This window comes from Streptomyces recifensis (assembly GCF_002154615.1).
Taxonomy (GTDB): domain Bacteria; phylum Actinomycetota; class Actinomycetes; order Streptomycetales; family Streptomycetaceae; genus Streptomyces; species Streptomyces griseoluteus.
Map to the genome: position 1 here is coordinate 1 of NZ_MUNH01000142.1, position 9,505 is coordinate 9,505.

Annotated in this window: 8 protein-coding genes; 5 read left to right on the forward strand and 3 right to left on the reverse strand. The window is 74.1% G+C overall.

Annotated elements, in window-relative coordinates; genetic code table 11:
• The first annotated feature begins 2 nt into the window (after nt 1-2).
• From CCN33_RS09230 to CCN33_RS09240, 3 genes are all read left to right on the forward strand, one after another.
• On the forward strand, nt 3-1,232 hold the full coding sequence (locus CCN33_RS09230; RefSeq protein ID WP_086693056.1) for an MbnB/TglH/ChrH family RiPP precursor modification enzyme: 1,230 nt from the start codon (nt 3-5) through the stop codon (nt 1,230-1,232).
• 109 nt (nt 1,233-1,341) lie between these two features.
• Nucleotides 1,342-2,136, forward strand: coding sequence for a TIGR04222 domain-containing membrane protein (locus CCN33_RS09235; protein WP_086693058.1), 795 nt, complete (start codon nt 1,342-1,344; stop codon nt 2,134-2,136).
• 117 nt (nt 2,137-2,253) lie between these two features.
• Nucleotides 2,254-3,876: an alpha/beta hydrolase gene (locus tag CCN33_RS09240; RefSeq protein ID WP_086693060.1), complete on the forward strand. Its 1,623-nt coding sequence runs from the start codon at nt 2,254-2,256 to the stop codon at nt 3,874-3,876.
• Between the two features lie 158 nt (nt 3,877-4,034).
• On the opposite strand, the gene hemQ is transcribed toward CCN33_RS09240, so the two are convergent.
• Nucleotides 4,035-4,766 (reverse strand): hydrogen peroxide-dependent heme synthase, encoded by a 732-nt coding sequence (hemQ, locus tag CCN33_RS09245; RefSeq protein ID WP_086693062.1) that lies wholly within the window; start codon nt 4,764-4,766, stop codon nt 4,035-4,037.
• Nucleotides 4,767-4,771: 5 nt separating this feature from the next.
• The gene (hemG, locus tag CCN33_RS09250; protein WP_086693064.1) at nt 4,772-6,217 is read right to left on the reverse strand and encodes a protoporphyrinogen oxidase; all 1,446 of its coding nucleotides are present in this window, start codon (nt 6,215-6,217) and stop codon (nt 4,772-4,774) included.
• A gap of 148 nt (nt 6,218-6,365) precedes the next feature.
• Between hemG and CCN33_RS09255 the strand changes: the two genes are divergently transcribed.
• Nucleotides 6,366-7,295, forward strand: a complete 930-nt coding sequence (locus tag CCN33_RS09255; protein WP_086693066.1) for a DUF4349 domain-containing protein — start codon at nt 6,366-6,368, stop codon at nt 7,293-7,295.
• A gap of 43 nt (nt 7,296-7,338) precedes the next feature.
• A complete protein-coding gene (locus CCN33_RS09260) occupies nt 7,339-8,721 on the forward strand; it encodes an FAD-dependent oxidoreductase (protein WP_400906075.1) in 1,383 nt (460 codons plus the stop codon).
• Here CCN33_RS09260 and CCN33_RS09265 read toward each other — a convergent pair.
• A complete protein-coding gene (locus tag CCN33_RS09265; RefSeq protein WP_244173735.1) occupies nt 8,718-9,503 on the reverse strand; it encodes a hypothetical protein in 786 nt (261 codons plus the stop codon). The two genes, CCN33_RS09260 and CCN33_RS09265, sit on opposite strands and share 4 nt — an antisense overlap.
• Between the last annotated feature and the right edge of the window lie 2 nt (nt 9,504-9,505).

A 9,505-nucleotide genomic window follows, 5' to 3' on the forward strand; every position in this document is an offset into this window, starting at 1 on the left:
GGATGGCGGGGATCGACTGGGTGGAGGTCGTCGCGGAGAACGTCTGCCCCGGTCATCTGCCGGAACCGCTGGTGCGGTTGCGGGAGCGCGGGGTGACCGTGATCCCGCACGGCGTCTCCCTCGGGCTCGGCGGGGCCGAGCGGCCGGACGAGGGGCGGCTGCGGGCGCTGGCCGAGCGGGCCGAGGCGCTGGGGGCGCCGCTGGTCACCGAGCACATCGCGTTCGTCCGCGCGGGCGGCCCGCTCACCGCCTCCGCGCCGCTGGAAGCGGGCCACCTGCTGCCCGTACCGCGCACGCGGGACGCCCTCGACGTGCTGTGCGAGAACGTGGCGATCGCACAGGAGGCGCTGCCGGTGCCGCTGGCGCTGGAGAACATCGCCGCCCTGTTCTCCTGGCCGGGCGAGGAGATGAGCGAGGGCGAGTTCCTGGCCGAGCTGGTCGAGCGGACCGGCGTACGGCTGCTGATCGACGTGGCCAATCTGCACACCAACCACGTCAACCGGGGCGAGGACCCCGGCGGGGCGCTGGACCGGCTCCCGCTGGAGGCGCTGGCCTATGTGCACGTCGCGGGCGGCTTCGAGCGGGACGGCGTGTGGCACGACAGCCACGCGCACCCCGTGCCGCCTCCGGTGCTGGACATCCTGACCGACCTGGCGTCCCGCGTCGCGCCACCCGGCGTCCTGCTGGAACGGGACGAGAACTTCCCCGAACCTTCCGATCTGGAGCGGGAGTTGGCCGACATCGGCGAGGCGGTGCGCAAGGGCGGCGGGGCCGTGCGGGCCATGGCCGACGAAGCTCCCCCCGTCCCGTCGGCCGCCTCCGCCGAGGCCCGGCAGCGGGTGGCCGTCGCGCAGACTGCCGTGCTGTCGGCGCTGGTGGCGCGCACGCCGTTGCCCGAGGGGTTCGACCGGAAGCGGATGGGCGTACAGGCGCGGTCGCTCGCGGCGAAGCGGGCGGACGTGGTCGCCAAGGTGGCGCCCGAGCTGCCGGTGATCCTCGGCACCGGGTACCGGGAGGCGTTCCTCGGCTACGCGCGCACCCGGCCGATGCGCGGCGGATACCGGCAGGACGCGCTGGAGTTCGCCGCCCAGCTCCTCACGACGGGCTACCCGGCGGACGCGCGGGCGCGCAGGAGGCTGCGGGAGTGGTGGCTCGATCGGGCGGGCCCGGCACCCCGTACGCCCGGTCCGGCCACCCGGCTGGCCAGACGCGTGCTGTCGGGGCGGCGCTGACCACCCTCCCCGGCCTGCGGGAAAAACGGAACGTCACATACCGGCAACACTCTGTCCGGATAGTGAACAAGCCATGGTTTTTCAGGGGCCGTTGCCATAGAAAAACCTCATGTTCTGGGTCCTTCTCCTGCTTCCGGCCTGGGCCTTCGCCGCCATCGCCTGCACCCGGCTGTGCCTTGCCGCCCTCCGCGCGACCGCCGCGGACCGCGCGGCGCGGGCCGACGGCCACGACCGTGACCTGACGCTGTACGAGACGGCGTTCCTGTCCGGTGGCCCCTCCCGCGTCGCCGACCTCGCCATGGTCCGGATGGCCCGTCAGCGCCGGCTGCTGCTCGCGCACACCGGCTGGGCCACCGTGGTGGACCCGCGCGGGCGGGACGAGATGGAACGTTCCGTCATTGGCGCGATCGGCCCGCAGGGACAGTCACGGATCGCTCCGGTGCGGGCGGCCGCCGCCGGTACGGAGGCCGTTCAGCGGCTCGCCGACCGGCTGATCGCGGCCGGGCTGGCGGTCCCCTTCGACACCGGGACGACCGTGGCCGCCGGGGTGCGCCAGGTGCGGGCCGCCGCCGTGGCGGTGCTCGCGCTGGGCACGACCGCGCTCCTCATGCCGACCCCGGTGAACCTGCCGCGCTTCCAGATGGCGATGTGGTTCGCGCTGCCCCTGGTCCTCACCCTGAGCTGCCTGGCCATCGCCCGCGTCGAGGTGCACCCGTACCCGCGCTGGGCCTCCCCGGCCGGGCAGCGCCTCCTCGGCGAGGTGGCCCGGCGTCCGGCCGGGGACGGTGACGAGGGCTCCTTCCTCATGCGGCTCGCGATGCGGGGCGTGCGCGCGCTGAACGAGCCCGAACTGCGGGCCGCGTTCACCCACCGCGATGCGCCGGGGGCGCACAGGGAGCACTGACACCGACACCCGCGTGCCGGTGCTTGCCTTTCCCGAGTCCCCTTCCGAAACATCCCTTCTGTCGCCGCCGGGCGATGGCAGCCGTGCCATCGCCGCCGCGCACCGAAGGGATGTCCGATGAGAGCTGCCGCCCTGTACTCGGCCGCGGGTTCCTTGCTGCTGACCGGGCTCGCCGTGACCCCGGCCGACGGCACCCCCGCCGCGGCGGACGCGGCCGGGCTGCGCGGCACCGCCGTCGCCGCCGCCCGGGCCCGCGCGGCCGCTCTCGACTTCGGCGCCTGCCCCGGCGAGTCCCCGGCCGGGATGCGCTGCGCCACCCTGCGCGTCCCGCTGGACTACGCCCGCCCCGGCGGCCGGCAGATCGAGCTGACCGTCAGCCGGATGCCGGCCACCCAGCGCGACCCGGCCAACAGCAAGCGCAAGGTGCCACGGCAGGGCGCCCTCGTCTACAACCCCGGCGGCCCCGGCGCCTCCGGCCTGAACTTCCCGATGATCGGCGTGATCCCCGAATGGCGGCGCATCGCCTCCGCCTACGACCTGGTCGGATACGCCCCGCGCGGGGTCGCGCCCTCGGCCCCGCTGTCCTGCGAGAAGCCGGAGGAGTTCTTCAAGGCGCCCTCGCTCGCCCCGGTCCACCCCAGCGACGCGTACAAGCGGGAGCGGGTCGCGCGCGCGAAGGCGTACGCGCGCGGCTGCGCCGAACGGTCGGGCAGCGGGCTGGAGTTCTACAACTCGCTCAACAACGCCCGTGATCTGGACGTCCTGCGGGCCGCGCTCGGCGAGTCCCGGCTGACCTTCATGGGCGCCTCGTACGGCACCTACGTGGGCGCCCTGTACGCCACCCTCTTCCCCGGTCACGTACGGCGGATGGTGCTGGACTCGGCGGTGGACCCGGACCCGGCGAAGGTCTGGTACCGCGAGAACCTGGACCAGTCGGCCGCGTTCGAGGACCGCTGGGCCGACTTCCGCGCCTGGGTGGCCCGCCACGACGACGTGTACGGGCTCGGGGGGACCCCGGCCGCCGTCCAGCGCTCCTACGACACCGCGAGCGACCGGCTCCGCGCGCACCCGGCGGACGGCAAGGTCGGTCCGGGGCAGCTGCAGAACACGTTCCTGATGGCCGGGTACTACGACGACTACTGGCCGAGCCGGGCCGCCGCCCTCGCCGCCTATCTGAAGGGCGACGCCGAACCGCTGGTCCGGCTGGGCGCGCCCGGCCCGGAGACGGCCGCCGAGGCGGAGAACGGCAGTGCGGTGTACACGGCCGTCGAGTGCAACGACGCGCCCTGGCCCGCCGACTTCCGGGTCTGGGACCGCGACAACACCCGCCTCGCCCGCACCGCCCCCTTCGAGACCTGGGACAACGCCTGGACGAACCTGCCGTGCGCGTACTGGCCCGCGCGCCGTCAGGTCCCGCTCGACGTGCGCACCGGCCGCGGCGAGACTCCGCCGGTGCTGATCCTCGCGGCCGAGCGGGACGCGGCCACCCCGTACGACGGGGCGCTGGAGCTGAACCGGCGGCTGGCCGGGTCCACGCTGGTCACCGAGCGGGACGCGGGCACGCACGGCATCGGCGGCGGCCCCAACCGGTGTGTCAACGCCCACCTGGACGCCTACCTGCTCGAAGGCCGTCTGCCGGGCCGCCGCGCCGCCTGCGCCCCGCGCCCGGAGCCGCGCCCCACCGAGCCGGCCGGGCGCGGCATCCCGGACCGGGACGCGCTCAAGGGCAACGGCGCCTAGGGTCTTTCGTTTGGATCAGGCCGGATCAGGGAGCGGGGTCTGGTGCCGTGCATCGCAAGGCGGAGGAGGGCGACATGGCGGAGCCATGGCAACCGACGACAACGCCGCGAGGCGCGGCACCAGACCCCGCGAGCCCGGCAAGATCCAAACGAGAGGCCCTAAGCGAGCCCCGCCACCAGTTCCGCCACGGACTTGCGGCGGCCGGTGTAGAACGGCACCTCTTCGCGGACGTGCATCCGGGCCTCGGAGGCGCGCAGGTGACGCATGAGGTCGACGATGCGGTACAGCTCGTCGGCCTCGAAGGCGAGCAGCCACTCGTAGTCGCCCAGCGAGAAGGAGGCGACCGTGTTGGCGCGCACGTCGGGGTAGCCGCGGGCCATCTTGCCGTGGTCGGCGAGCATGCGGCGGCGGTCCTCGTCGGGCAGCAGGTACCACTCGTACGAGCGAACGAAGGGGTAGACGCTCACGTAGTTGCGGGGCGTCTCGTCGGCGAGGAACGCCGGGATGTGCGAGCGGTTGAACTCGGCCGGGCGGTGCAGTGCCATGTTCGACCACACGGGCTCGAGCGCGCGGCCCAGCCTGGTGCGGCGGAAGAGGTTGTACGCCTCCTGGAGCTGGTCGGCGGTCTCGGCGTGCCACCAGATCATCAGGTCGGCGTCGGCGCGGAGGCCGGAGACGTCGTAGGTGCCGCGGACCGTGACGTCCTTCGCGGCGAGCTGGTCGAACAGCTCCTGGACCTCGTCGGCGTAGCCCGCGCGGTCTTCCGGCAGCACGTCCTTCAGCTTGAAGACGGACCACAGGGTGTAGCGGATGACCTCGTTGAGGTCCTTGGCCAGCTTGCCCTTGTTCGGGATGCGGGCCGGCTCGGTGGTGGGGGCGTCGTCACTCATGCCCCCTATTCTCCCGCTCCGCCGTGCAGGCTCTGCACCGGGTTGGCCGTCAGCTCGCGCACACCGGCGAGGTCGCCGCCGAGCTGGTCGACGGCCGCGTAGGCACTGGCGACGCAGGCGGGGATGCCCACGCCGTCGTACTGCGCGCCGCACACCGCGAGGCCGGGCAGCTTGGCGATGTGCTCGCGGACGCGGGCCACGCGCGCGTGGTGGCCGACCGGGTACTGCGGCAGGCCGTCGGTCCAGCGGGTGACGCGCGTGGCGACGGGCTCGGCGTCCAGTCCGGTCGCGGCGCGCAGGTCGTGCCGGGCGACCCCGACGAGTTCGGCGTCGTCGCGCTCGAGGATCTCGGTCTCGTGGTGGCGGCCGACCGAGGTGCGCACCACCAGGAGGTCCGGGTCCTCGGCGCCGACCCAGCCCCACTTCTGGGAGGCGAAGGTCGCGGCCTTGATCGTGCGGCCGTCCACCGGCGGCACCAGGAACCCACTGCCCTCGGGCAGGGCCGCTTCGGCGCGGCGGTAGGCGAGGGTGATCAGCGCCATGGAGGCGTACTCCACGGCGGCCAGCTCGGCGGCGGCCGCCGGGACCTCGGCGCGCAGCAGCGCCGAGGCGGCGGGGGCGGGTACGGCGACCACGACCGCGTCCGCGTGCAGCGTGCGGTCCCCGGCCGTGACGCGCCAGCCGGTGCCGTCCCGGCGCAGCCCGCTCACCGGAGTGCGGGTGAGGATCTCTCCGCCGCGCGCCCGTACCGAGTCGGCGACGGCGAGCGGGAGGGTGCCGACGCCGCCCTCGATGCCGAGGAAGACCGGACCGGTCTGCCCCGCCTCGGCGGCCTTGGCCTGGAGGGACCGGACGGCGGCGGTGAGGGTGTCGTGGGTGCGGGCGGCCTGGTGCAGCTGGGGGACGGCCGAGCGCAGGGAGAGACGGTAGGCGTCGCCCGCGTACACCCCGCCCAGCAGGGGTTCCACCAGCCGGTCGACGACCTCACGGCCCATCCGGGCGGCCACGTACTCGCCCACGGCCACGTCGTCACCGACCTCGGTGGGCGGCAGTTCGGCGTCCCGCTCGATCCGGGCCAGGCCCTCGGCGGAGAGCAGGCCGGACAGGGCGGCGGCGGTGCCGGGTACGCCCATGACATGGCCCTTGGGCATGGGGCGCAGCGCGTTCCGGGTCCAGATCGAGGCCGTCGCGGTGGACGGGGGCCGGAGGCGGTCGCCGAGGCCCACCTCGCGGGCGAGGCCCACTGCCTCGGGGCGGCGGGCGAGCATCGACTCGGCGCCGAGGTCGACCCTCAGGCCCGCGATGTCGCCGGGCAGCAGTTTGCCGCCGACCCGGCCGGTGGCCTCCAGCACCGTCACCCGCGCGCCGTGCGCGAGCGCCCGGTGGGCGGCGGCCAGTCCGGCGACACCGGCTCCGATGACGACGACATGGCCCTTGCTCGCTGCGCTCATGCCCCCACTCTCTCAGACCGCGCGGGGCGTCCCGGTGCCCGGTACGTCACCGGACCGTGACCGCATCGGGACCGGAAAGCGCGACCGTTCCCGCAGGCCGGACCGTCTAAGGGGGGACAGCGCCGCGTCTCATCGGGGGGTAACAGACATGCGTACACAGGTCCGGGTTCTGGCCGGGGTCCTGCTCACCGCCTCACTCGCGCTCGCCGGGTGCAGCCAGTCGGACGGCGACGCCAAGTCCTCCTACGCCGACGCCCCGACCGCCGCTCCCGGCGCGGGCCGGGGCGCGGCCGAGGACGGCAAGTCCGCCCGCCGCTCGCCCCGGCTCGCGCCGAGCGTCATCCGCACCGCCTCCCTGGAGGTCGAGGTGCGGGACGTGCCCGGCGCCCTGGACAAGGCGCGCCGGGTCACCGAGGACGCGGGCGGCTACGTCGGCGAGGAGAGCACCGAGCGGGACGACGACGGCAGCGAGCGCACCCGTGTCGTCCTGCGCGTGCCCTCCGAGCGGTACGAGGAGGTGCTCGGCTCGCTCCAGGGCACCGGCAAGCTGCTGCGGCGCACCGCGCGGGCGCAGGACGTCACCGATCAGGTGGTGGACGTGGACAGCCGGATCAAGTCCCAGCGAGCCAGCGTCGCGCGGGTCCGGGAGCTGATGGACCGGGCGGACAAGCTGACCGACGTGGTCGCGCTGGAGGGCGAGCTGAGCAGCCGGGAGGCCGATCTGGAGGCGCTGCTGGCCCAGCAGGCGTCGCTGAAGGACCGTACGGGCCTGGCGACCATCACCCTGTCGCTGGCCGCGAGGGGCGCGCACCCGAGTGCCGGGGACGACACACCCGGCTTCCTGGACGCGCTCTCGGGCGGCTGGCACGCGTTCCTGACGATGCTGCGCTGGATCGCCCTGGTGGTGGGCGCGGTGCTGCCGTTCGCGGCGCTGCTCGCGCTGCTGGTGTTCCTGTGGCGCCGGGTGGTCCGCCCCCGGCTCCCCCGCCGTCCGGCGCCGGCGTCCGTTCCTGGCTCGCTGCCGCAGGCGCGTCCGGTGTCGGAGGACGGCGCGCCGGTCTCCGGCGAGCACAAGTGACGGTGCGTCAGTACCGCTCGCCCCGTAGCGTGTTCCCATGGACATGCGTGAAGGGCCTCAGCGGCTGGTCGTGATCGGCGGCGACGCCGCGGGAATGGCCGCGGCGTCGCAGGCCCGTCGGCTGCGGAAACCGGACGAGCTGGAGATCGTGGCGTTCGAGCGCACCCGCTTCACCTCGTACTCGGCGTGCGGCATCCCCTACTGGGTCGGCGGCGCCGTCGAGGACCGCGACCAGCTCGTCGCGCGTACTCCGGAGGAGCACTGGGAGCGGCACATCGACCTCCGGCTGCGCACGGAGGTGACGGAGATCGACGTGTCGGGGCGCCGGGTGCGGGCGCACGACCTGGAGACCGGCAACGAGTACTGGACCTCGTACGACAAGCTGGTCATCGCCACCGGGGCGCGGCCGATCCGCCCGGACATGCCGGGGGCGGACGCGGCCGGGGTGCACGGGGTGCAGACCCTGGAGGACGGGCAGGCGCTGATCGACACGCTGACCCGTACCGGGGGCCGGCGCGCGGTCGTCGTGGGCGCGGGTTACATCGGCGTCGAGATGGCCGAGGCGCTGCTCCGCCGGGGCTTCGAGGTGACCGTGGTCAACCGGGGCGCGGAGCCGATGGCGACGCTCGATCCCGACATGGGCCGGCTGGTGCGGCGGGCCATGGCGGGCATGGGCATCACCATGGTCGACGACACCGAGGTGACCGGCCTGCGCACCGGCCAGGACGGCCGGGTGCGCGCGGTGGTCACCAAGGACGCGGAGTACCCGGCCGACGTGGTCGTCCTGGGCATCGGCGTGGAGCCCGTGACCGACCTCGCCCGCCAGGCGGGGCTCCCGCTGGGCGCGCACGGCGGACTCCTCACCGACCTCGCCATGCGGGTGCGCGGACACGAGGACATCTGGGCGGGCGGTGACTGCGTGGAGGTGCTGAACCTGGTCTCCGGGCAGGAGCAGTACATCCCGCTCGGCACCCACGCCAACAAGCACGGGCAGGTCATCGGCACCAACGTGGGCGGCGGTTACGCCACCTTCCCCGGTGTCGTCGGCACCGCCGTCAGCAAGGTCTGCGAGCTGGAGATCGCCCGCACCGGCCTGCGCGAACGCGACGCCCGCCGGGCCGGCCTCCAGTACGAGGCGGTCGTCATCGAGTCGACCAGCCGCGCCGGCTACTACCCCGACGCCTCCCCCATGACCGTCAAGATGATCGCCGAACGCAACACCGGCCGCCTCCTCGGCGTCCAGATCATCGGCGGCGAGGGCGCCGGCAAACGCGTCGACATCGCGGCGGTGGCCCTGACCGCCGCCATGACGGTGGAACAGATGACCGCCCTGGACCTCGGCTACGCCCCGCCCTTCTCCCCCGTCTGGGACCCGGTCCTGGTAGCGGCCCGCAAGGCGGTACGCAAGGTACGCGAGACCCGCTAGCGCGACCCCGGCCGCACCCGCTCGACGCGATCGAGGTCGCCGTCGAGCAGGTCCCGGTGCCCGATGGAGAAGTCCCCGTTCGGCAACGCCATCCCGTCCCCGTACCGCCGGCCCATCACGGCACCGGGCAGAAACGTCCGCAGCCGGTGCCGCATGCTCGCCGGGTACTCGACCGGCACCCCCCACCCGTCGGGCGCCTGATCACTGGAGAACAGCACCCAGTGATCCACCGGCACGTCCGCGTCCAGATCCGGCGCCCCGCCGTTGTGACAGTCCAGAGCGGGGACGGTCAGCCGGTCCGGATCGACAGGCGCGTACCAGAGCAACAGCGGGCTGGCGCGCTGCGCGTCGGCGTTGTCGAAGCAGCACACGACGAAGGTGTGCCCGGGAAAGTGCTCGGCGTAGAACCGCAGCAGCTCCGGTTCGAGCCGGGGCCGACGATGTGCGGGCACCCGTCCCAGCGCGGCCGGCACGGCGGTCGGGTCGTCCGCGAGCAGGACCGTGTACACGTCGTGCTCGAAGACCTGAACGGCCTCCGCCTCCGCACCCATCCACGCGATCCCGTCGTCCCGGACAGCGGCGGACTCGACCGCGTCGACCATCCGTTGCAGCACGTCCCCGCTGCGCCCGGCGGAGAGGAAGTGCCGCTCCGTGAGGCGCCCCGCGGCAGGCACGTGCAGCACCATGGCGTTCGGCCCCTGCGCCAGGTTCACGGCGGTGTTCTGGTAGCCGAGCACATGGATCAGGCCGTGTTCGGGGTGCTCCCGCCGCCCGCAATGCACGA